The sequence below is a fragment of the Blautia sp. DFI.6.71 genome, from assembly GCF_020593585.1.
In the GTDB taxonomy this organism is placed as follows: Bacteria; Bacillota; Clostridia; order Lachnospirales; family Lachnospiraceae; genus Blautia_A; species Blautia_A wexlerae.
The window spans coordinates 194304-214991 of sequence record NZ_JAJDMJ010000001.1 but is presented as its reverse complement, the minus strand read 5'-3'; the positions used below and the strand labels follow the sequence as shown (position 1 = coordinate 214991).

At 43.8% G+C, this 20688-nt stretch carries 22 protein-coding genes; all 22 read right to left on the bottom strand.

Annotation, left to right across the window (positions count from 1 at the left end):
- Positions 1–6 precede the first annotated feature (6 nt).
- A complete protein-coding gene (locus tag LJE12_RS01135) occupies positions 7–1257 on the bottom strand; it encodes an XkdQ/YqbQ family protein (RefSeq protein WP_020993776.1) in 1251 nt (416 codons plus the stop codon).
- 12 nt (positions 1258–1269) lie between these two features.
- Positions 1270–1971 (bottom strand): LysM peptidoglycan-binding domain-containing protein, encoded by a 702-nt coding sequence (locus LJE12_RS01130; protein WP_008704594.1) that lies wholly within the window; start codon positions 1969–1971, stop codon positions 1270–1272.
- A gap of 14 nt (positions 1972–1985) precedes the next feature.
- Positions 1986–6743 carry a phage tail tape measure protein gene (locus LJE12_RS01125; protein WP_420314556.1) on the bottom strand — a complete coding sequence of 1586 codons (4758 nt, stop codon included), beginning with the start codon at positions 6741–6743 and terminating at the stop codon, positions 1986–1988.
- Between the two features lie 154 nt (positions 6744–6897).
- On the bottom strand, positions 6898–7452 hold the full coding sequence (locus LJE12_RS01120; protein ID WP_227226245.1) for a phage tail assembly chaperone: 555 nt from the start codon (positions 7450–7452) through the stop codon (positions 6898–6900).
- Between the two features lie 67 nt (positions 7453–7519).
- Complete coding sequence (locus LJE12_RS01115) at positions 7520–7975, bottom strand: hypothetical protein (protein WP_055150020.1); 456 nt, start codon at positions 7973–7975, stop codon at positions 7520–7522.
- 14 nt (positions 7976–7989) lie between these two features.
- Positions 7990–9399 carry a phage tail sheath subtilisin-like domain-containing protein gene (locus LJE12_RS01110; protein WP_055200092.1) on the bottom strand — a complete coding sequence of 470 codons (1410 nt, stop codon included), beginning with the start codon at positions 9397–9399 and terminating at the stop codon, positions 7990–7992.
- Positions 9399–9623: a hypothetical protein gene (locus LJE12_RS01105; RefSeq protein ID WP_055150014.1), complete on the bottom strand. Its 225-nt coding sequence runs from the start codon at positions 9621–9623 to the stop codon at positions 9399–9401. Before LJE12_RS01105 ends, LJE12_RS01110 begins: the two co-directional genes overlap by 1 nt.
- 11 nt (positions 9624–9634) lie before the next feature.
- Entirely contained in the window at positions 9635–10504 is an 870-nt protein-coding gene (locus LJE12_RS01100; protein ID WP_055150011.1) for a hypothetical protein, read from the bottom strand.
- Positions 10494–10778: a DUF5026 domain-containing protein gene (locus tag LJE12_RS01095; RefSeq protein WP_055150008.1), complete on the bottom strand. Its 285-nt coding sequence runs from the start codon at positions 10776–10778 to the stop codon at positions 10494–10496. Before LJE12_RS01095 ends, LJE12_RS01100 begins: the two co-directional genes overlap by 11 nt.
- 1 nt (position 10779) lies before the next feature.
- Positions 10780–11139, bottom strand: coding sequence for a hypothetical protein (locus tag LJE12_RS01090; RefSeq protein WP_195277613.1), 360 nt, complete (start codon positions 11137–11139; stop codon positions 10780–10782).
- Complete coding sequence (locus LJE12_RS01085) at positions 11136–11399, bottom strand: hypothetical protein (protein ID WP_227226242.1); 264 nt, start codon at positions 11397–11399, stop codon at positions 11136–11138. The genes LJE12_RS01090 and LJE12_RS01085 overlap by 4 nt, the downstream gene beginning before the upstream one ends.
- A gap of 95 nt (positions 11400–11494) precedes the next feature.
- Positions 11495–11929 carry a hypothetical protein gene (locus tag LJE12_RS01080; RefSeq protein ID WP_055149999.1) on the bottom strand — a complete coding sequence of 145 codons (435 nt, stop codon included), beginning with the start codon at positions 11927–11929 and terminating at the stop codon, positions 11495–11497.
- Entirely contained in the window at positions 11929–12363 is a 435-nt protein-coding gene (locus LJE12_RS01075) for a hypothetical protein (protein WP_055149996.1), read from the bottom strand. The genes LJE12_RS01080 and LJE12_RS01075 overlap by 1 nt, the downstream gene beginning before the upstream one ends.
- Before the next feature lie 10 nt (positions 12364–12373).
- Entirely contained in the window at positions 12374–13399 is a 1026-nt protein-coding gene (locus LJE12_RS01070; RefSeq protein WP_195277615.1) for a hypothetical protein, read from the bottom strand.
- Positions 13400–13414: 15 nt separating this feature from the next.
- A complete protein-coding gene (locus tag LJE12_RS01065) occupies positions 13415–13843 on the bottom strand; it encodes a hypothetical protein (RefSeq protein ID WP_008704610.1) in 429 nt (142 codons plus the stop codon).
- 17 nt (positions 13844–13860) lie between these two features.
- Positions 13861–15057 carry a hypothetical protein gene (locus tag LJE12_RS01060; protein ID WP_227226240.1) on the bottom strand — a complete coding sequence of 399 codons (1197 nt, stop codon included), beginning with the start codon at positions 15055–15057 and terminating at the stop codon, positions 13861–13863.
- Between the two features lie 64 nt (positions 15058–15121).
- A complete protein-coding gene (locus LJE12_RS01055; protein ID WP_227226238.1) occupies positions 15122–15613 on the bottom strand; it encodes a Gp49 family protein in 492 nt (163 codons plus the stop codon).
- On the bottom strand, positions 15606–16067 hold the full coding sequence (locus LJE12_RS01050) for an XkdF-like putative serine protease domain-containing protein (protein WP_117628324.1): 462 nt from the start codon (positions 16065–16067) through the stop codon (positions 15606–15608). The genes LJE12_RS01055 and LJE12_RS01050 overlap by 8 nt, the downstream gene beginning before the upstream one ends.
- Positions 16054–16965, bottom strand: a complete 912-nt coding sequence (locus tag LJE12_RS01045; RefSeq protein WP_227226236.1) for a phage minor head protein — start codon at positions 16963–16965, stop codon at positions 16054–16056. Before LJE12_RS01045 ends, LJE12_RS01050 begins: the two co-directional genes overlap by 14 nt.
- 31 nt (positions 16966–16996) lie before the next feature.
- Positions 16997–18364 (bottom strand): phage portal protein family protein, encoded by a 1368-nt coding sequence (locus LJE12_RS01040; protein WP_227226234.1) that lies wholly within the window; start codon positions 18362–18364, stop codon positions 16997–16999.
- 26 nt (positions 18365–18390) lie between these two features.
- The gene (locus LJE12_RS01035) at positions 18391–19860 is read right to left on the bottom strand and encodes a DEAD/DEAH box helicase family protein (RefSeq protein ID WP_227226232.1); all 1470 of its coding nucleotides are present in this window, start codon (positions 19858–19860) and stop codon (positions 18391–18393) included.
- Positions 19850–20650 carry a phage terminase small subunit gene (gene terS, locus LJE12_RS01030; protein ID WP_055200081.1) on the bottom strand — a complete coding sequence of 267 codons (801 nt, stop codon included), beginning with the start codon at positions 20648–20650 and terminating at the stop codon, positions 19850–19852. The genes LJE12_RS01035 and terS overlap by 11 nt, the downstream gene beginning before the upstream one ends.
- Positions 20651–20688: the final 38 nt, after the last annotated feature.

Genomic DNA, 20688 nt, shown 5'->3' with positions numbered 1-20688 from the left:
GCCCTCCTAATCAAACGAGCCTTCGTCTACCCAGCCGCATACATGGGTCTCAGCCCAGTTAACATTTTCCAAGCACCATGGATGAGCACTGCCCGGATTACTGTGTGTTATTGTCGCCTTTCCGGCGCTTACCTTATATCCTGACGTTGCATCCGAAGAAACATAATGATAGCCGCCATGGAAGTTGACTGTATCTCCGATGCTGTAATCTCCATCCTTTTTCTTGTTATCCTTTTTCGAAGACGAAGATTTCAGCTTAGTTTTCTTTAAAGTCATAGTCATTTCCATCTTGTCGCAATCATGAGTAATTGCCTTTACCCAGTAATACCCTGATCCAGTTGACATTTTAAGATGGATAATATCTCCTTTTCGGATGATAGGAATGTCGATAGTAACTACCTTGATTTCCTCTTTCGGCTTTCCATCATCATCAAGGACTTCCTTTGCCTCTTTTTTTGCTTCATCTAAGCTATCATCCTTGCCTCTTGTAAGTATTTTCTGGCGAATGCCGTACTTTGTCTGACCATCGACCGTTGCTTCTACAGGTCTGCGCTTATCATCGTCTGCTTCTCCGAGAATCTTTACTCGCGTAACCATTCCCGAAGTGCTGATCTTATGAGAAACACTTATCAGATTTTCTGTTTCGGCAAAATGATAAATGTTCTTGTTGCTGCCAATTGCCAGAATCTGGGCTTTGCCCTTGACAGAACGGATTGCAGAATAGCCCCCACCCTTTTTCTTCGCTTCATCCAGAATATCTTTGACCATTGTGCCGAGTTTCTTCTTGTCTTCCTTAATAACTCCGTGGACCACATCAGGTCCGGTATATTTACCAATTGGTATACCCCATTTCTTGAAATAATCCTGTATAACCTGCTTGGTTCTTGCTCCGGAAGAATAATATACACAGTCTTCCGACTCCTGCAAATCATACAGGTTATCATAGGCCTTCAGCTTTAATGGTTGACTGCTTGACTTTGCAGATGGATTCCATTCTACAATCCGGCCACGCATAGCTTCCTGTGCAGTTCCAGTCTTGTACCGATAATACAAGTACAAATAACATCCCGGTTTAGACAAACTGGAAATCCTGCCTTTTGTGGTCTTATCATTCTTTACAGTGCACGACAATCTGGCTGCAAGTTCGTTTTCCAGCTCTTCCCATCCCAAATCTTCGACAAAATTGGTGATGTCATATTTTTTCTTTTTTTCAGTCACGAGGACTAAATAATAAGAATATTTCAGCGGATCAATCATATAATGCCTCCTTTACGGTATCGTAAGGATAGTGCCAGGGAATATCCAGTCCCCTTGGTTGCTATCCTTATGCCCGTATTTTTTCGCAGCCTTTTCTATCGCTGTCTTATTTGCATCATAAATCTTTTTCCAATCTGCTCCTGATCCGTAAAATTTCTTTGCGATATTCCACAGGCAGTCACCAGTTTTAATGGTGTATGTCTGTTTTTTCTTATCTGTTGAACTCTTTTTCAGGTTCGTTCGGGCTGTCGTCTTCTTTTTCTTCTTATCAATGCCAAGGTCCTTTGTGGTCTGGATTTTAAGCGGACGATAACGATAAAAGGAAATGCTATAAAAGTAATCTCCTTTCCCGCCAAATTTCTTATATTCAAAGCTATTAATCGTCACATCAACATTGATGCCGCCGCCGGCAGAAATGATAAGGTTCAGAACCGTTCCCTTATCTCGCCAGTTTTCCAGCTTCTTTATAACAGATTTCGGATCCAGCCACTTCGTATGTATGGTGGACATCTTTTTTCTGGCTCTTCCCCAGAGGTATCCATCCCATTCATATGATCTGATATCCGGACCAGCCGGAAATGCAAAGGTTCCTTTTTTTATCAGATCGTACTTCTGGTATTTTGAATTTCCCTTAACAGTAATCTCCTTGTCTGGGAGAGAAGGAAAGCGAAGACAAGATTGCTTATTTGCCGCCTCTTTTAAATATATCTCCATGCCCTCTCCCCTTTCTACGTCGGCATATTTGCGTATGATTCGAGTAATCTTGATGCCAGTTCTCCGGACATTTCGTTAATTAACTCTTTCAGTTTCTCTTTGATTGAATTTACTGTGTCATTGCCGCCCTCTCCGTTAATGTTGAAGACAGGATTCATATTGACAACGATTTGTCCTTTATCGCCATTGTTACCAGAACTTCCGGAAGATGAGTCTGAGGAACCTCCTGACAGTGGGACATCTCCAATCATGCCGCCGTCTGCATACTCTTTGACACCCAATGCCCGTCCAGCCTGTAACCACAAGTCCATGCCTCTGTCTCGGCGTTTTGAGCCAAGAGGAATAATGGCTTCTGGACCATCTTCGCCTACCCAGGATAATAACGGTCCGGTAACGATGCTTCCCTCCGCATTGCCTGCAATAGATGCCTTTACAGAAGAACCGCTTCCAGATGTTGTTATTCCGGCGCTAGGTTTCGTGATATGCCAGTCAAGAGTTACATTAACTGTACAAGACGCAGGAATCGGATTTGAAAATGTAGACTGTACTTCTCCTGCAACTTCAGAATATACTTCAGCGGCATTATTTGTTTGATCGAGTGTTACGTCAGTGTGTCCGTCTGTCGGCATAGATTCAGAGAATGTAGATTCTACCTCTGACTGTGCCTGCTCTTTTGCTCCGGACGCATCTGTGGTCGCATCAGTGATATTAACGTTTGCAGTTGTATCTGTCTCAACCGGTTCCGTTTCGGTCTGTTCTGCGGTTGCGCTCTGTATACCAGAAGTATCAACCTGTACCAGTTCCTGCGGAATTGTTACGGTTGCTCCTGCCTGTACTTCAATGCTGTTGGCTGCAAGTGTCCCGGATTCCATACCAAGAGCCGCTTCAATTTGAGCTGCTGCTACATCGGAATCCACTTCAACATTTGCCAGATCAACTTTCACTCCTTCTGCTGTAACGGACATTTCAGCCCCTTCAGCATCCAGAGCCGACATTGCCTGCTCGATAGCAGCCTGCGCCTTATCTCCGTCCATTTCAGCAGTTATTGTGTCCATGGAGATGGTGAGTTCCTGATCTGGATGAATAACGTATGGGCTTTCGATGCCATTCTGTTCCGCAATAGTCTGCCAGTCAATTCCAAGAGCATTGCCAATTTCCCAAAGGCAATCCCCCTGCTCAACTTTAATCTTTATGCTGTCAGCAGTAACCTCTTCAGTAGTTGCAAGATCTCCCAGTTTTTCATTCAGCGCTGATACCCATGCATCCTTATCTATGTCTACGTCACCATCGACAGAAGCTTTCAGACCTTCAAGTGTAATTTCATTGTCAGTCGTTTCTGCTGTAGCCCTGTCAATTGCAGTTCTAAGCTCATCAGGCAACTGCTCTCGTACGCTTTCGTACATCGGATTATTCGGATCCGTCAAAACACTCTTCATTTCTTCGCTTCCAGATTCGAGAATCTGGTTTGCGTAATTCTGCCAAGCCGCATCAACGTCACCTGCTGCCGCACCAACTTCGATTGCTTCCTTGTACCCATCCATAAGGCTTTGTGGCACTGCCTGTCCTGCTTCTCTGTACTGGTCAATCAGGCTTCCCATCTGACTAACATCCGGAGCCATCGACTGATACAATTCGTTTAGTGCTCTCTGATCGGCATTTGCACCAATTCCCAGGAAGCCTTTTCCATTATCCATAGACGTAAACATATTATCAAAGGTGCTTGCAATCGTACCATAAGCTCCGCTTTGTAAGCTGGTTTCCGCACTCTTCAAAGCATTCTGTGCAGTTTCTGTAAGCGTCTGGATGTTTCCAGTAATCTTCTCGCCATATGTATCATTCAGGGTATTACTTCCAAGTTCAAGACTCTTGGCTAATTCGGAGCCTTGCTGTCCTCTTACATACCACCCAGTCTGTTCTTTGTAGCTCTCATACTGTTCAGGAGTAATTCTTCCATAGTCCTTCATTGCCTCCAATTCCGAATACCACTGAGTCGTATCTGCTTTAATGCTTTCCATTGCAGTCTCGCGCTGGCTTCGCATTTCATCCATCAAGTCTGTAAACGAACCGCTTTCCAGGTCAGCAGCGCTCATATGTCCGTATTCCTGTTTAATCCAGTCCCACTGCGCTTGTGCTTCGGCTTCTTTCCAGCGGGCAGTAATGTTATTCATCTTCTCCTGCAATGCACTAATAGCTTCTTCTTCATTCACATCAATGATGCCGTCTTTCAGGGCTTCTGAGACCTTTTGTGACAACTGACTGGATAAATCGGATAGCTCTAAATTGTCCGCTCTAGCCCATTCCTTGATGTTCTGGGCTAATGTCTGTCCATCTTCTGTCCCTCCGAGATATGTCTGGACATGAATGTGAGCCGCAAATGTACGACTCTCCAGTTCAGATATCTTACTTTCAACAAAAGTATTAATATTATCCGTATATTCCTGCTGTTCATCAGCTGTCAAAGTGATTCCAACTCTGCTCTTGAATTCAAGAACATCATTTGATTCCAAAGCTTTCTGCGCTTCAGCTCGTAGATTGTCGGCATTCTGTACTTCATTTAATGCCAATTCGACATTGGTAAGGTACTTCTGATTCAGTATTCCTGCCGCCGCATCTTTGACTTCGTCTGCAGATAATTTAATCTTTCCGAAATGATCTTCAAGACTATTTTCCAGCTGTGTCTCATTGTACTTGTCGATCGCAAGCTTAATGCCGATGATCGCAGCTGTAATTCCCGCTGCCGCAAGTCCAACTTTCGCTCCTACAGGAATCATAGAACTCAGATTGCCTGCAAAGTCCATCACATCGTTTGCATTTCCAGCTGCCTCTGTGATGCTGCCAATAGCATCTCCGATAGGAGACAAGGTTTCCACTATGTTTTTCCCTTTTTGAGCAACCGTAGCTGCTCCTTTTGCAAGAATCCCTGCACTTAACCAAGATGTTAATCCCGCTTTTTCACCGCCAGGAAGAATAGCCGCTGCACTCGAAAATAATGTGCCAAGCCCGCTTGATATTAATTGCGCGCCATCTCCAGAAACCCAATTCCCGAACGGCTTTGCGATTATTGAATCCCATGCTATGTCTATCTTTCCAAACAGATCCGCATTCTTCCATTCATCAGAACCGGTCATGTCAGTGATCTTGCGTTTTACGCCTGCAATCTTATCATCTGCCACATCCATAACCGCATTGATTCCATCCGTTATCTCAGGCATCATATCGGTAATTCCACCTGCAATTCCTCTTAAATACGGAGACAACCGTTTTCCAAAGGCATTCTCCGTACCTTCGATAGCACTCTGCATTAATGTAAAGGAGCCTTTAAGGTTGTCCAGCATCGTGTCAGCCATTCCCTCTGCCGCATCTTTTGAATTGCCAATTGCTGTGCTCAGCTTGTTGTAATCCTCTTCACTGGCGTTGATGATTGCTAACATGCCGGCCATGGCCTCTTTTCCAAAAATGGTTGAAGCTGCTGCTGTCTGCTCAGTCTCAGAAAGTCCACCCAAGCTTCCTCGAAGATTATCTATTACTCCTCGAAGGGATTTCATGTTTCCCTCAGAATCTGTAAGGCTGATTCCGTATTTATCCATAGCTGCTGCCATGCTGTCTGTAGGTGCCGCCATATTTGCCAAAGATGTTTTAAGTGCGGTACCGGCCATGCTACCTTTAATACTTGCATTTGCCATTAAACCAAGCGCAAGAGATGTATCTTCAACGCTGTAATTCATAGCGCCAGCAACAGGAGCGACATATTTAAACGATTCTCCAAGCATTGACACATTTGTGTTGGCATTGGCACTCGCCTGAGCAAGAACATCAGCAAAATGCCCTGCATCACCCGCCTGTAATCCGAAAGCTGTCAGCGCATCTGTCACAATATCGGAAGTCGTACCAAGGTCTTCGCCAGATGCTGCTGCAAGACTCATAATACCGGATATACCATCAATCATCTGTTGTGGCTTCCATCCTGCCATAGCCATGTAATTAAACGCCTCAGCTGATTCTGTAGCCGTAAACTTGGTCGTTGCGCCCATCTCCTGTGCTTTTGCGGTCAGATCATCAAACTCCTGTCCTGTTGCGCCGGATATAGCTTTTACCTGTGACATCATAGACTCGAAGTCCTGGAAGGAATTAACCGATTCTGCCACACCGAAACTGGCACCGATCAACGATGCCCCTTGCACAACCGGATTTTTTGCTGCACTTGCAAGCGCAGAAATAGGAGCGGTTGCCGCATCTATGACACCAATAGTAGCATTAAACACGCTTCCTCCCCATGATTCCGCTGCATCCTGTGCGGCCCGGATAACCGGCGTAGCTTCATCAGATGCTCCAATCTCAGCATCCCCACTCATTCCATCGAAATTCTCCACCGCATCAGAAGCGGCGGATACTACCGGGGTGGCGCTATCGTCTGCTCCTATTTCTGCATCTCCGGAAGTACCGTCAAAATTTTCTACAGCATCCGAAGCAGCATTGACCGTCTGCGTAGCAGAATCATCTGCCGCAACTTCAACTTGTGCCGTCTCTCCGTCTATCTGCTCCGTAGCATTTTCAACAGCTGAAAGAACCGGGGTTGCATTGTCGTCTGCTCCTATTTCTATCTCAGCCGCTACGCCTGATCTACGCTGGAATCGTTGTGCCGCCCTATCCGCTCTCTCGAACGCTCTTTCCATTGCAGTGAGATTCCTGGTCACACTCGACGTTCCGGAACCGGTATTATCGACCACATCAACAGGAATCTCTATCCTTATCGTTTCTGCCAAGCATCTCACCTCTTTTCATTTTTCTTGATATTCTCTTCAATCCATACCTCCGTAGAGGCAAAAAGAAAGGCTCTGACCCCAGAGGGCAAAGCCATCACTTCATCCGGTCTAATCCCCTGTCTCTGGAATATCCAGTGCAACAGGGCTGATTTATAACCGGACCTTATAAGTTTTTTGCTGTATTAACTTTATCTTCTTCTGTGTTATATCCGCAGAGTTCATCAAGTGTAGTAAGAACTTTCTCTTTCTCTCCCGGAAGAAGAGCTGCTTCGATCACGTCAAGTGCATTGATAATCTTCTTTCCTTTCTTTCTAAGTGCTTCCTGAATATTTTTATTGTTCCATAATTTTTCCTGATCTTCTGCTACAGTTGCATTGTAGATGAGGGAACTGCGGAATTTTGCATTATCCATTCCATCCGTTACTTTCATTCCAGTTCTCTTGTTTTTTGCGTATTTGGTGTACTTTTTCCTGATCTCATACATATCATCATCTGATAATGCATGGACAGAAAAAGCAAAATACAATTTTCCGGAACGAATGATTTTAATTTCCTTCGTTTCTTCATCCACATCATCTGCTGCCTCTAAAATACCATTCAGATAATCCATTTCATTAGCTCTCATATCTTCCTTTAATGCTTCCTCGGCTTCCGCCTCTGTCATATCAATTTCAGTTGTTCTTGGTTCTTCATTTTCGATATTTGCAGTTCTTGCCATGTATTATTTTCCTCCGTTTATAAAAATAAGGGTGGCCAGTTTTAGCCACCCTTGTGTTGACCAGATATCAAATTGTCAGTGATGAACGGGGTTCTACTTCCCCGTTGCAGTGCAGATTATAAGATCTTGATAATGTATCTCCTGTACTTACATTCTGCAGATCCTGGTCACCGCTAAAGATACATTCACGATATGTAATGCGTTCCTGGGAGCCATTACGCCCTTCAATAACTCCATCTAAAGTCATAACCGGGCTTTCTCCTTTATTTACCGCACTAACAACATTGTTGAATAATTCGCCATCCAGAACAACGATCTCCGAAATTGTAATCGTGACTCCAATAGTATTGTTTGTTTCCAGTTCTCTGTTCTGTCCTAATGGCTGATATTTGGTATTATTAAAAGATGTTTTCGACTGAAAACTGCTTACCTGCGCAAACGGAACCCCATCTGCATTGTAAAGCATGGCATCTTTACCTGAACGACTATGTCTCGCGTCTGTTGCAGCACTTGTATTTAACATTCACCTTTCCTCCTTTACTCTGCATTGGTACTGAATCTAAACTTATAGAATGAGTAAATATGTTCCGCAGAATCCTTATCAATGATATCAAGGTCAAAATAACAGTTATCTGCGTCTGCAATATAAGTCGTGCTCTCAGTTACTGTTCCTGCTGTTAATTTTTTTTCTTTGATCATGGCATTGATAATTCCCTGAATTTTTCCAATAATAGTGGCTTTTCCATTTTTATCAGGATCGACTTTTCCAACTAAAGCGTCGGACTGGGCATTTGCTCTGTACAATAACTCATATCTTGTTCTTACACGGCGGATTTTCTTCCAACCTTTATCTTTGTTATCTGGAAGATTGATCAGTGTATTGATTCCAGCATCAATCCATACCTCATCTTCTGTAGACTTACTAAGAACCAAGCATCCCTTCAGTTCCGCTTTTATAATCTGAGTATTTGTAAGCGGTTCTGCAAGATCTACATATCGAGTAATCACCATATGAGTCACTGCCTGATTTGCAGGAGTTGCTGCAATAAGTCCAGCAATCAAGCCGGCAGTCTGATATCCATCCAGAGTTCCCTCATTGATAAAGACTTTTGGATTGAGAACATAAACTATATTCTCACCATCAAATCCTGCTGCCGCATTCATTCTTTCGTCTAAATCTTTGTTATCTTTCTCTGCAACAACTCCAATCCCAAATTGACTGGTTTCATAAATTCTGTCCAGAAATGCCTGTAACAGCGCATGTACTGCTGTATCTTCTGTATCAACACAAATTGTATTGAAGAAATATTTTTCTGCCTGTGAAAAAGCAGCTGAATAATTGGCAGTTGCTACTGTAGGATTCTTTCCTCCCGTAAACGCTGTCTGATTCACATTAGTCATGATTCCTTTTGCAGATTCTTCAAGATTAGCCGTGAAATTCTTTGAATTTGCAAAAGCACTTACAAGACTTGCAGCTTCATTATCGCCTGCTGAAAAATATACTTTTTCAAATTCAGTAGTTCCTGTATAGATAATGCATTCTTTCCTGTCTTTGTCAGTTAAGCGGTTTCTAATAGTTACAGAAAATGGCATCTCTCCTGGATGTTTTGCTGTGATCTTAACTTTTCCAGTTGCAGCTGTAAGACTTACGCTCGCCACAGCTCCGCCCGTTCCATTAAGGCGACAGCAAATAACTTTCTTTGCACCACCATACAGAACTTCACGAATCAGGTCAGTCGTTAATCCATCTCCGTAGATTGTTGTGTAATCGTCTCCTCTCTCTAAGACTGTTACTTTATCTACTGGTCCAAACGTTGCTTTAAACACAGCTACAACAACTCCGTCAATTGCCCCGAAAGAATCATCGTCACCATTCTTATCTACGTTGAAATAACTTCCTGGTCGAACTTTTGTACCTACTTCAGGAATCTGGAAATATTCCGCCATTATTTGACCTCCTTCTTCATAAATTCTTCGACAAGCTTCTCGGCTTCTGAAACAGTCATGCTTTTCTTTTTTGACAGTTTCAGTGCCACCATCGCGCAATCAGGGCAAGAAAAAAGCTGATCGCGTGCGGCAATCAGCTCATCTACCCCATATTCCGTTTCTTTCTCTGCCGGAAGAACTTCTTTTGTTTCTTCCGGAGCATTTGTTTTCTTTGTTTCTGCCATTGCTTCTCCTTTCAATTTGTGAATTCCATGCCTATTCTTGCAATATTATGTTTTTTCACACTGCATCTGAGACATCCATATTTACCAGTTATAGTCAGCTGTCCCTCTCTGAGGTAATCTGACTTATTATTCAGTTCTAATCCCTGAATAGTCATAGGGGAGTCATCCAGCATGATTATCTCCTCATCTATGGCTACCTTCTGATTGATAGATGCAAGTGTCTTTAACCTTGTGCCAGCTCCCGGATAAATCAAATGTACAGCAATCTTCCCTACAAACCATGAAATCGTATTCATACAATGCCCTGTCGTATGCTGTATATTTGCCAATCTGCAATAGAACACGGGAGTTCTTGATGTTTCGACAAAATCTCCAACATTGTCTATGCCAAGCACTGTTGTCTCTGGAAATATCTTTTTGATATACGCAGCTACCGCAAGAACCGGATCAGGATCCGTGCTGAACTGTTCGGGGTATTCGAGGATGTCAAATGCCATTTCTTTGCACCACACCTCTTTTCCCTCAATCGCATACGATTCTGTGCGCGCCCACGCCACGCAAAACGGTGCTTCTCCTGCCGGCTTCATCAGGACGTCCTGAAGACAGTGCTTCACAGCTGTTTCAATATCTTCAATTATCGTACTGGTTTTATCCGTATACATTGCAACATATAAGGTTCCCGCCGATGATCGTTCCTGATTGACCTGCATATCGATACGGTAGCATATCCTCGGATACTGCGTGGCTCCTTCCCATCCTTCCTGCTGGTCTGCCGGAAACTCAGAATCAAATATTGCAGGTGCTCCGGCATATGTAGCAAGCATTGTCTGCAAATTTTCGTCTGCAGAGAGACGTTTAAAAATCAGTTCGCTAAGATTCATCCGCAGCCTCCTTGTATTCCTGAACAGTACGAAGACCATCGCCCGAATATCTTATTTCCCACTCATTTTTATAAACTTCTGAAACTGGTATAAAAAAATGATTTTGGGTATTTGTCAGAGAATTCGGATACATTACTGTAATCTGTTCCGCAGAAGCGCGATAAACAATACCTGAGATTCCCTCTTTCCATGTTTTATGTTTTGCAAAGACGAGAGTTCCTCTTCGCATTTCCTCCGCATTAAATTCTGCTCGTTCAATGTGATCAATAAGCATATCAACCTCCGATTTCTGCAAATATAGCCATAACATTCGGTAATGCCGTCTGCTGTATTTTGTCAACAAAAGGACGGGCCGCCATCTTTCTGGTACCATGTTCCAGATAGCCAGCATATCCCATACCTGAAGTAATGCATACCGCACCGCCGCTCATATGCCAGTTATTTTTTAAATGTCCGCTCCGAACACCCGGTGGACTGCCCGGAGCTGACGGGCTTGGATTTGCCAGTACAGATAATGCAGCATTTCTAAGGGCATTTGAAGCCCTTGGATATCTTGCGATCACCTGCTGCTCTATCCGTTCCTTGTCTGTTTGAACTTGAACTTTTACTGCTTCTGCTGCTTCGGCAGGCGTCATTTCAGATCATTCCTTTCTTCAAGATATATTAAGCCAGTTGCTCCAAGGTTTCCGGGATCCTCACACAAGAGAACGAGGAAGGTTCTTCCTGCGGTAGTTAGATAGTCTCCCTGCTTTACATTTGCAGAATCTCGGATAACAAGAGTGTGGGTTAAGGAATGCTGTTCCTGATCCCACCTGTGTTTCATTCGGTCAGATTCATGTGTAGATGCTTCAGCAAGTATTCCTGATATCTCGCCTTTCGCTTCAAAATCTGACACAGGATGTCCGAGTATGTTGCGAATGCTCTTTCGTCTTACCACAAAATCTGTCCATAAATTTCCCGGTCTTAGATACATCAAGCCAAATGGACTAATCATATATCTACACCATCACTTTCTTCATGGCTCATCATTCCGTTGTAGAAATATGGCACTGGCTGTTTGCTTGTATCTCCGGCATTCATCAGAATAGCCGATGGGGATACAGAAGCAAGTTTCAGGTCTTTCTTCAGCTTCTCATATTCTTCCTGCCACAATTTAGCCCTATCACCAAATTTGAATGAGGTAGGGCCAACTGTTGTATCAGGTTCAAAAGAAAACCTGCGAAATATACTTTCAAGGCACTTTAATTTTGCCCGTTTCCAATCTTTCGCAGACTGAACATCATCACACAAAACGATGTATTCCTCGTCTGACAATGCACAAGTTCTCTCTTTTCCATCTACCATCACATCTCCAAGTTCAAACCTCATTCGATCTTTCCCATACGATGTGATCATGGCAGGTTCATATGTATAAGTTCCTGCCATCAGGCATCACCTTTACTTTCTTCCTGTTCAATGAGATTTTTGGCTTTTGACTCTGCTGCTTTTTTTACGGTTGCTCTGGAGTCAAGAGCATTGATGATAATAAGCGTTGTATCGTCCTCAATATTCCCTCTAATATGAGCTACAGCAGCATCTGCACTCATCTGCATAGTTTTTACTGCATCCTGCATCTGAGGCTCTGTAACGTCCAAATCAATCGTCTCGTGACCTTTGACAATTGGAATAGAAAAGCTTACCTCTCCTACCATAGCAACACATTCTTCAAGATTATCCTCCGGAACAGCGTCATGAATCACTGATAACAGCCCCATCTTTACTAAACTGGCGTAATCAACCACTTCTTCAACCGGGACTTCTTCACCGATGAAATATTTCTTTCCATTCAGATTGCATGGCTTGTTTGCAACAAGTTTCATAGGTTCCTCCTTAAACTGCAGCTTTATAAAATCTTGCAAGATCGTCAGATGTCTTCTTCATATCTGTCGCCATAAGACCTTCAATGTACTCAGTATGTGTGCCATTCTCTCCAAGATAGTTCAGGATCGGAAGCATCTGTCCATTGCCGAGCATATCCCATGTGAAGATATAACCTGCAGACGGTTCATCGATACTCGGTGCGTTAGTTGCATAAGCCAGTAGAAATGCGTTCGGATCTCCGATATACTGCATTTCTTCATCTGCGCCCATGCTTGCACTGTTCATAATGGATTTAAGCACTACAATCTTTTCAACTCCAAACAACTGCGCAAGCACATTCTCTGTTACAGATGCCGGATTTGCGGTGCTTCCACCGTATTTAACCCTTTCGAGGATGCCCGGATGTACTTTCAGAGCATTAAATACATTAATACCAAGACCAAGACGATTCGGCATGCGACCTGTCTGCTGGTTCATGTCGGTCTTCTCTTTGTCGATAAATGCAATAGGGTCAGAATTTGCATTGCTGAACTTAATGAACTGGTTTGTGCTTGGAGTGGTGTTATCAACACCCTCAAGTTCGTTCTTCCATGCTCCTTCTTTGAAATAGCTCGCTGCAAACAAACGGTCCTGGTGGATGTTAGCCTGTTCTGCAATTGTTCTAGTGCGCTGCTGTTTAGGCTGAATGATAGATGGACCCTGACGTCTGGAAAGGTCGGTCTGGCGAATCTGGTCGATACCCATAATCATCTGATCTACTTTGCAGACATAGTTGTCAGTGCTTTCGCCAATTGTTGTCGGGTCAACTTTGCCATATGCCGGTTTTCTCTGCCAGTTATCTCTCAGGAGATCTTCTCTGCTAAAAATGTAGTAATTGTCAGAAGAAAGACCTACCGGACAGGTTGGAAAAAGAGCTTTTGCGAAATAATTGCTGGCATTCTGGTAATAAGCCAGTGCCATGTTAGTAAGTGCTGTGTGGGGTCTGAACACGCCTTTTGCGATTTCAGCCTTAATTCCCGCTGTTGTATTTCTCATGTTTACATTCCTCCTTTACGCTTTTGCTTTCTGATATTTTGCAATCTGGATTCTGCTGTATCCTCCGGCAGACACAGAATTGAGGGCAACACCAATCACGTACTCTCCCGCTTTAGCTACTGCTGCCTTTCCACCTGTGGTGGCTGTGACTTCCTGTCCTTTTTTGATTTCCGCAGACGCAATTGCATAGCCAATGTCCTTGATCTGGATTTCAAGATCATCACCTTTCTTTACTTTTCCTGATTCAGCACCAGAAATATCGTTGTAGCCACCTTCGATAATAGATAAGCCGAGCAGGGGTGCTGTTCCGTTTGCGGCGATCACTACATTTCCATCTTCATCATATTTCAGAATAAGATTGCGGACATCTGCAATATCAGCTCCTGCCTTTTCTGCGATAGTCACAGACTGGTTGATCATTGTTCCGTTAAAGTTTGTACCCATCTTTCTTCACTCCTTTCTCAATAGCCCGCTTCTGCTTCATATTCATCCAAGAGTTCTGGATGATCCTCCCACGCTTTTGCAAGAGCTGCATTATATGTCAGAGCAGAGTCTTTTTCCATATATCCCTTTGCAATAGTATCGATCTTACTTTCTGCTGCAGACTTCTTAATAGATGCTACAGGATTGCCTGAGAAGGACTTCCCAATTTCGCTAAATACGCCAGACTTCTCAACCATATCAACGCTTCTGTCCAGAACGCTAATCATATCATTGTATGCGGTTCCGCCTGCATCCTTTAAAGACTTCAGAGTTTTCACTAATTCTTCCGGCTTTTCTCCGACAATCTCATATTTCTTTGCGACATCAAGAAGCTCTCTTTCTTCTGCTTCTGCCGCTCTCTTTTCCAGAGCCTCTAATCTTGCTCTTACAGCAGGATGTAATCCTTTGTAGATATCATCTCCGGTGTCTGCACTTGTCTCTGTTGTAGGTGCTGCTGGTGGCGGTGTTACTGACTTCTGAGTTTTCGTAACTTCGGAATCATCTACAATATCCGGATCCTCCGCTTTAGGTGCACTCTTTCCAACCGGTTCTTCTGTCTGTTCTTCTGTTTCTACTGCATATTTTTTGATAAGTTCATCATACGCAGTTCTTTCTTCTGCGGTCATTTTAGACTTGTTGATTTTAAGCATGTCTTCCAATTCCCCTTTCTCATTATCTTCGTTTGATTTTTCAATAATATCTGTCAGATTCTTATGTGCTTTCATAACCATCTGAAGATCTGTTTCATCTGGTGTAGCCAGATTCTTTCTGATATTCGTCGCTGTGCCAGAAGCCCAGTTCGGGATATATCCTTTCATAGCTTCTGCAAACTGTTCTGTGCTTGTTTCCATTGCGGCCTGCTTCGCAGAACTGTCCATTTCTGCATCGCACAGAATAGAGTTCAGTGAATTCTGCAGTGCATAGCAAGTAGACCAGATTTCATCCCTGATTGCATCCATGCTCACAGCGTTGATCTGTTCATCAAATGTCGTGGCTGATTTCTGCACTTCTCCGCTGATCCAGTTCAGGAATCGTTTAAATAGTCCGATTTCCGGGTCTGATGTTTCCTCTGCTTTATTCTTGCCTTTCAGCAGTTTGATATCAGCTCTCTGATTTGCGCCTTCATCAACGAAATCTACTTTACCCACTTCCAGGCCTTTCAGTTTTGTTGCCACAATGCTTCCTCCTTTCGCTTTTATTTATCAAAAAAGCGCCCTTTTGGACGCCTATTGATCACATTTATTTAATTCCATGCCACGCTGTCTGAAGCAGAAATCCTAAAAGATACCAGATCTTATCCTTTATCTTCCTCATGCAGATTTCTTCTCCGAGCTTCTGGTCATAATTCTGAGCATCTACACATGCAGATGTTTCAATGATCTCAAAACCATTTCGAAGCACGCAACGAACCATTGTTGTCTTATAGCCTACGGTACTGGTTTCAATATAGCTGATAAAATCATTAACCATGTGTTCTCCTATTGATACGCCAGATATCAGTTTCGGATTCTCCTGAACCTGCATATAAGACTTCTCGAACACATCTTTCGGAGACCAACTGATGTATCCATCCGGATATTTAACTACATATCCCGGATTGCCATCATCTGAACCTCCAAATCTTTCTCTTGCTTCTTCAATAGTATCGCAGGCACCTGTTTTTAATGCCTGTGCTTCCGAAAGAGTTGCTTTTTCTGCCTCAATAAGCTTTGTTCCAATATACTTATTCATTGTTTACTTCTACCCTTTCTGCTTTCCCTTCAATGGAGAACATACTATAAGTTCCATCTTTTACCTTCTCCCAAACATCCGCATCTGTTACTTGAAAGCCTATCCACCATCCAACAGGGAGCGTACCTTCCGGGATTCCCATTGCCGCCATCTTCTCTTCCGTAAATACAACACTCTCGATCAGATAAGCAACCCCACCTCTTTCGTGCATCTCTCCACCTTCCCGGTAGAGATCAACGAACTTATAAGCGGCGCTTTCAAGTTCATCAGGCTCTATGATGTCGCCCTGCCAGTCTTCCAGAGTTTCTCCATTCTCAGCAATAGCAACACTGGCCCAGCCGAATGCCTGCATTTTTTCATTATTTGTCTTCTTTACTTGGAACTTTCTTTTTGTTACCTCTGGCTTGTTGTCCGGTTCGTCCCTTATCTTCATGATTTCATTAAATGTTTTCACCTGTCACCTCCACATATTTGACCGCACATTTGCACCGAGGATGCAATGGCGGCAATAATACTGTTACATTCCTTCTTCCTGACTGTGTCTCAAAACTATCATCCATACTAATCTGTACGCCTTCAAGAGCCTGGCACTCTTTGCACACTCTCCCATCCAGAGCAGTTGACCATTCTTTCTTCATTTCCGGCATCAAATCATGCCGCATGGCTTCTCTGATGAAAGCATCTGCTCCCGCATTGTATGCCTGTGCAATCTCTGTCCTGGCAATCGTTTCAGCTCTATATCGCTGTTGTCGTTCAGCATACTTCGCAGCCGCTGTTCTGGCCTTTCTCTCAATAGATTCTTCTTTCATGCGTGGATGATCTGCTCTCAACTGAGTCTTCACACTGTTATAATGCCTCAGATTCGCTGCTGCCTGCCTCTCCGTCAAGCCAACCGTTGGCCGGATATATCGAGCAGTTTCATCGCTACCCATACCTAATGACTGGGTTTCTGCAATCAAATAGCGAACTGCATTCACCTGATCACTACAGACATTCGTAATCAAATTACCCGTTCGATTTATAATCCAATCTCTCACATAGATTTCTGAACTAATCTTTTCTTCCAGAGCAACAAATTCAGCTGTTGAATTCCACGCCGCAAAATAAGCACTTTCCCATGATGCTGTCATTTTCGAGGAAAGAAAAACGGAATAATCAGAGAACCATTGGTCGAACAGGCTCTGTGGATCCGCTTCTCCGATTACAATCTCCCGCAAGTCCTTATACAGCATAACCGCCGCCTGATCTTTCCAGAACCTTACAAGCCATTTCATCGGCTCGTCCAAGTTACTCTCAAGATAATTATCAAGGGCTTCAAGAACCTTCTGTGATTCTACGCTTTTTTTAATCATTCGAGACCTTGCCCGCATCTTCAGCATATGTTCACCTGCCTAACCGTTTCTTCGCTTCTTCGATTTCCTGATTTTCTTCAGGCTCAACTTCTGATGTTTTGCCTTCTTTTTCCGGCGACCTTCTCTGTGCTTCCCGCTGTTCATCCTTATTTCTAGGATCATCTGACAACGTTCTCTCCGGCAGATTGGCGACTTCTCTTACATAATCCTCAAGGTCTTCATCTGGGATAAGGATTCCAACTCCAACCATGTCTTTCAGGAATGTAGACAGCTTCGTGATGTCTCTCTTGTCCACATCGCCATGTGCAAGCTGTGGATAATCTGTTATTGCATCAAAATGAGCGCCATTCATATCAATCAGGGACGGAATGCCCTGATTATTGAACGTTTCGCATATGACATCCAAGAACGCCCCAAGAGCAACTGCGAACAGTTCTGTTTTATCTTCACTCAGCGCAAAGCTTCCTGTCTGCTCATGCCCCAGCATGATGAAATCCGCCATTACAGTCTGCGCGATCTTTGCATCATATCTGTTGATAATGGCATTCGTATCAAACTGTCTGGTTCCGCCAGTGCTCAGGAGTTCAGCTTCATATCCAAACGGAAGGACAAGTCCCTCATACTCATTCCTGCGGATATTCTTCACCATTCCCACGAGTGCATTATTTATGTTAATTGCATCCTGACTATTTTCATCCCAGAGATCAACTCCGTCTGGTGCGTGCAACACCGGAAGTCCGGCAAGGTCTCTTTCGATTCCAATTGCCTCGATTTCCTGTATGCGGCGCTTGAAGTACCATGACCGATAGGCGTTTCTCAGAATGCTTCGTCCTTCTGGATTGTCTTTTACACTCTCTGTTCTAAACAACATCGCTTTGCTAATCGGAATGGTAAGCAGTCCATAATCCGGCGGGGGCTGTTGAGTCATGCCGATTAGGTTGTCCTTATCGTCATATTCCCATCTATACAATGTGTCCTGCGCCCTGGGCGGAATCTTCTGCCATCCAATCAGTCCATCTGAGTATTTGCTTGATGTTTTTCGGTTTTTTGTTTTTCCCATCCTGCGCTTGTAGACAATTTCATGGAAGCTCCAACCATACGCAAGAAATGATAATACCTCCGAGATGGTATCGGTCCATGTGTTCTGCATATCGTCCATACACGATTCTACAAATTCTGCTGCCTCTCGATCCTTTGTGCTATCGCCACCCGGCTCAACGTGCCATTTAACCTGGCGAATCAGCATCTTGATAGCAAACATTATCGCTCCAATCGTATCGTCATTGTCGAGCATCTCACGATACGTTTTCACGCCTCTTATTCCGGATAGCTCAGGAAGAAACTCTTCATTGAACACGCCTTCCCAGCGTTTCTGTCCAATCCGTCCATACTCTTTCATCTTCATCACCTCTCTTTCTGGCTATATTAGCCCCAATAATTATCTTTTGACAATTTCTGCATAGCGCCTGCGCTTGGTGCACTACCGGTATGCTTCTTAATCTTTCCGAGATACAGCGCCAACGCAAGAGCGTCTGCGCGGTCAGGGGAATCAAGTCCCCTTTTCTTCATTTCCTTTTTAGGCTCAATCTTAATCTTTCCATTACTAGTCATTTCGTATTTGCGGGACGAAAGCTGAGCAACTGTCTGTTCATCATCTTCCAGAACAATCTGCTTCTTTTCAAGAAGATCTTTCATGCTGGCCCACATGTCTGTTGTCAGATCATCATACCTCCGAGCAGCGTCTTTTCCTGCGGCTGTATCGGTCTCGATTTTTTCCGCTGCATTAATTGGAATTACGTACATCTTGTAGAGCTTTTCTTCCCTCTTGACTTCTTTCAAACGGTCAGTAACTCCTCCGCCAAGACCGGTATCATCAATATTGACGTATACCTTTCCTTCATACCCCGGATAGTCTTTATATATCTGCCTGTAAGCAACTACAATATCTCCTGCGGTGGCCATAAGATTCTGTCCTCGTCTTTTTCTAACGATTTTGCAGTGTCCATGAAAATTTCGGTATATAATCGTTTCATCATCACCAAAACGCGCCACATCGACTCCAAGAGATACAATCTGCATTCCTTCTGTATCATCCAACTCTAAAAGCCTGTTGCTACATTGTTCGATAATGCTCAGCGGAATAAATACGTCGTCCTCCTGGTTCGGGAACTCGCCCCTGACACGAACACGGACCACGTTAGAATCCCATCCGTATTTTCGAACAAGAGAATCTATGTTCTCTTTATTTGTTCTGGTGCTGTCCATAGAAGAAACCGTATGGCATTTGTACAATGCCCTGTCTCTTGTATGGGAATCATAAAAGGTTCCAGATGTCTTCGTTGGGTTTCCGCACAGAAGAAGTTTATTGTTTGCTCCAGATAAGGTCCCAAGGATAGCCTCCATGATTGGATCCGCAACACCGGAAGCTTCATCAACGATAAAAAGCATGTTATCTTCATGGAAACCTTGCATATTCTCTGGCTTTGTAGCAGTCCTGGCAACACCAAACCAACGCTTTTCCTCTCCAACCATATAAACATATGTCTTTGTCCATTTTAGAAGTATAGAGAGCAGTTCGGACTTGCTCATCCACTTGGAAATCTCAGACCAGAGGACATCGTGCAACTGCTGTTTGGTTGGTGCTGTCGCAACGATTCTTGGGTGCGGAAAACAGGTAACGAACCACAGGAACACCGCTGCCTCAAGACCAGTCTTTCCAACACCCTGTCCGGATTTAATGCTTACCTTTGGGTTTGCAGCCAAGTCTCTAGCTGCTTGTGCCTGCCATTCATCTGGTTCGAAATTCAGAACTTCCCGAAAAAACATGACTGGATCATCACGCCACAAGGGAATGCTTTCGTCAAGGAACTCAGAGAACGCCGTATCATCCATCATGTTTCTCTTCCCTCCTTGCTTTCACTACAGCTTCAGCCCATGCACGAACAACCTCATTGCCCTTGCTTTCTCCGGCAATCTTCTGCTTCTCCAGTCTCAGCTTCGCAAGTGCCTCAATAGCCTTGGTCTTCTTTGACTGTACAGTAGAAAGTTCTTTTTCCAAACGAGCAATCATATTATCCTTGTTTTCCATATTTGTCATCATGTTATATGTGTTACCCGGAAGACGATCTCCAGAAGCAACCTTTTCTTCAATGCGTTCTTCATAGAGCTGTTTATCTTCATCTGATTTGAAAGCTCGCTTGTCTTCAGTTCTGGTGAAGCCGAACAAAGATACTTCTCCATTCATATTCCGGTATTTATTGATTGCCGCCATGATTCGTCTTTCCCTCACGGCAAAGAGCTGAATCTGTTCGATCAGGAGCATTTCTTCATCCATCGGGATATCTTCGATCATATCTTTTTCAGACTCATCAAGGACGTCCCAATAGACAGAAGAATACGCCCCGTGTTTCTCTGCGATCTTATCTCCCGGCTTTAGGGGACCGCCTTTGTTTCCTACAGCATTTTTGTTTCCAAGCTGTCCACCTTTATGCCGAGCGTTCGCTTTTTTCTTTGGCGAGCGTTCGCTTTTTTTCTTTTTTGTATCTCCATCCCAATTCTGGGTTGATTTCCATCGTCGAACTGTACTGGCAGGAACATCCAACTTCTTGGCAATGTCAACAAGTTTCATCCCTCTCTTATACATTTCCTCAGCTTCAATGCTGTTGGGACTTCTTGCCCTTGCCAATGGACACCCCTCCCTTCCATCATCTTATTTCGGCATAT

Bases quoted from the DNA above. Each gene is read 5' to 3' on its own strand.
- LJE12_RS01135 (WP_020993776.1), bottom strand. From the start codon at position 1,257: ATGATTGATCCGCTGAAATATTCTTATTATTTAGTCCTCGTGACTGAA.
- LJE12_RS01130 (WP_008704594.1), bottom strand. From the start codon at position 1,971: ATGGAGATATATTTAAAAGAGGCGGCAAATAAGCAATCTTGTCTTCGC.
- LJE12_RS01120 (WP_227226245.1), bottom strand. From the start codon at position 7,452: ATGGCAAGAACTGCAAATATCGAAAATGAAGAACCAAGAACAACTGAA.
- LJE12_RS01115 (WP_055150020.1), bottom strand. From the start codon at position 7,975: ATGTTAAATACAAGTGCTGCAACAGACGCGAGACATAGTCGTTCAGGT.
- LJE12_RS01110 (WP_055200092.1), bottom strand. From the start codon at position 9,399: ATGGCGGAATATTTCCAGATTCCTGAAGTAGGTACAAAAGTTCGACCA.
- LJE12_RS01105 (WP_055150014.1), bottom strand. From the start codon at position 9,623: ATGGCAGAAACAAAGAAAACAAATGCTCCGGAAGAAACAAAAGAAGTT.
- LJE12_RS01100 (WP_055150011.1), bottom strand. From the start codon at position 10,504: ATGAATCTTAGCGAACTGATTTTTAAACGTCTCTCTGCAGACGAAAAT.
- LJE12_RS01095 (WP_055150008.1), bottom strand. From the start codon at position 10,778: ATGCTTATTGATCACATTGAACGAGCAGAATTTAATGCGGAGGAAATG.
- LJE12_RS01090 (WP_195277613.1), bottom strand. From the start codon at position 11,139: ATGACGCCTGCCGAAGCAGCAGAAGCAGTAAAAGTTCAAGTTCAAACA.
- LJE12_RS01080 (WP_055149999.1), bottom strand. From the start codon at position 11,929: ATGGCAGGAACTTATACATATGAACCTGCCATGATCACATCGTATGGG.
- LJE12_RS01075 (WP_055149996.1), bottom strand. From the start codon at position 12,363: ATGAAACTTGTTGCAAACAAGCCATGCAATCTGAATGGAAAGAAATAT.
- LJE12_RS01070 (WP_195277615.1), bottom strand. From the start codon at position 13,399: ATGAGAAATACAACAGCGGGAATTAAGGCTGAAATCGCAAAAGGCGTG.
- LJE12_RS01065 (WP_008704610.1), bottom strand. From the start codon at position 13,843: ATGGGTACAAACTTTAACGGAACAATGATCAACCAGTCTGTGACTATC.
- LJE12_RS01055 (WP_227226238.1), bottom strand. From the start codon at position 15,613: ATGAATAAGTATATTGGAACAAAGCTTATTGAGGCAGAAAAAGCAACT.
- LJE12_RS01045 (WP_227226236.1), bottom strand. From the start codon at position 16,965: ATGATTAAAAAAAGCGTAGAATCACAGAAGGTTCTTGAAGCCCTTGAT.
- LJE12_RS01040 (WP_227226234.1), bottom strand. From the start codon at position 18,364: ATGAAAGAGTATGGACGGATTGGACAGAAACGCTGGGAAGGCGTGTTC.
- LJE12_RS01035 (WP_227226232.1), bottom strand. From the start codon at position 19,860: ATGATGGATGATACGGCGTTCTCTGAGTTCCTTGACGAAAGCATTCCC.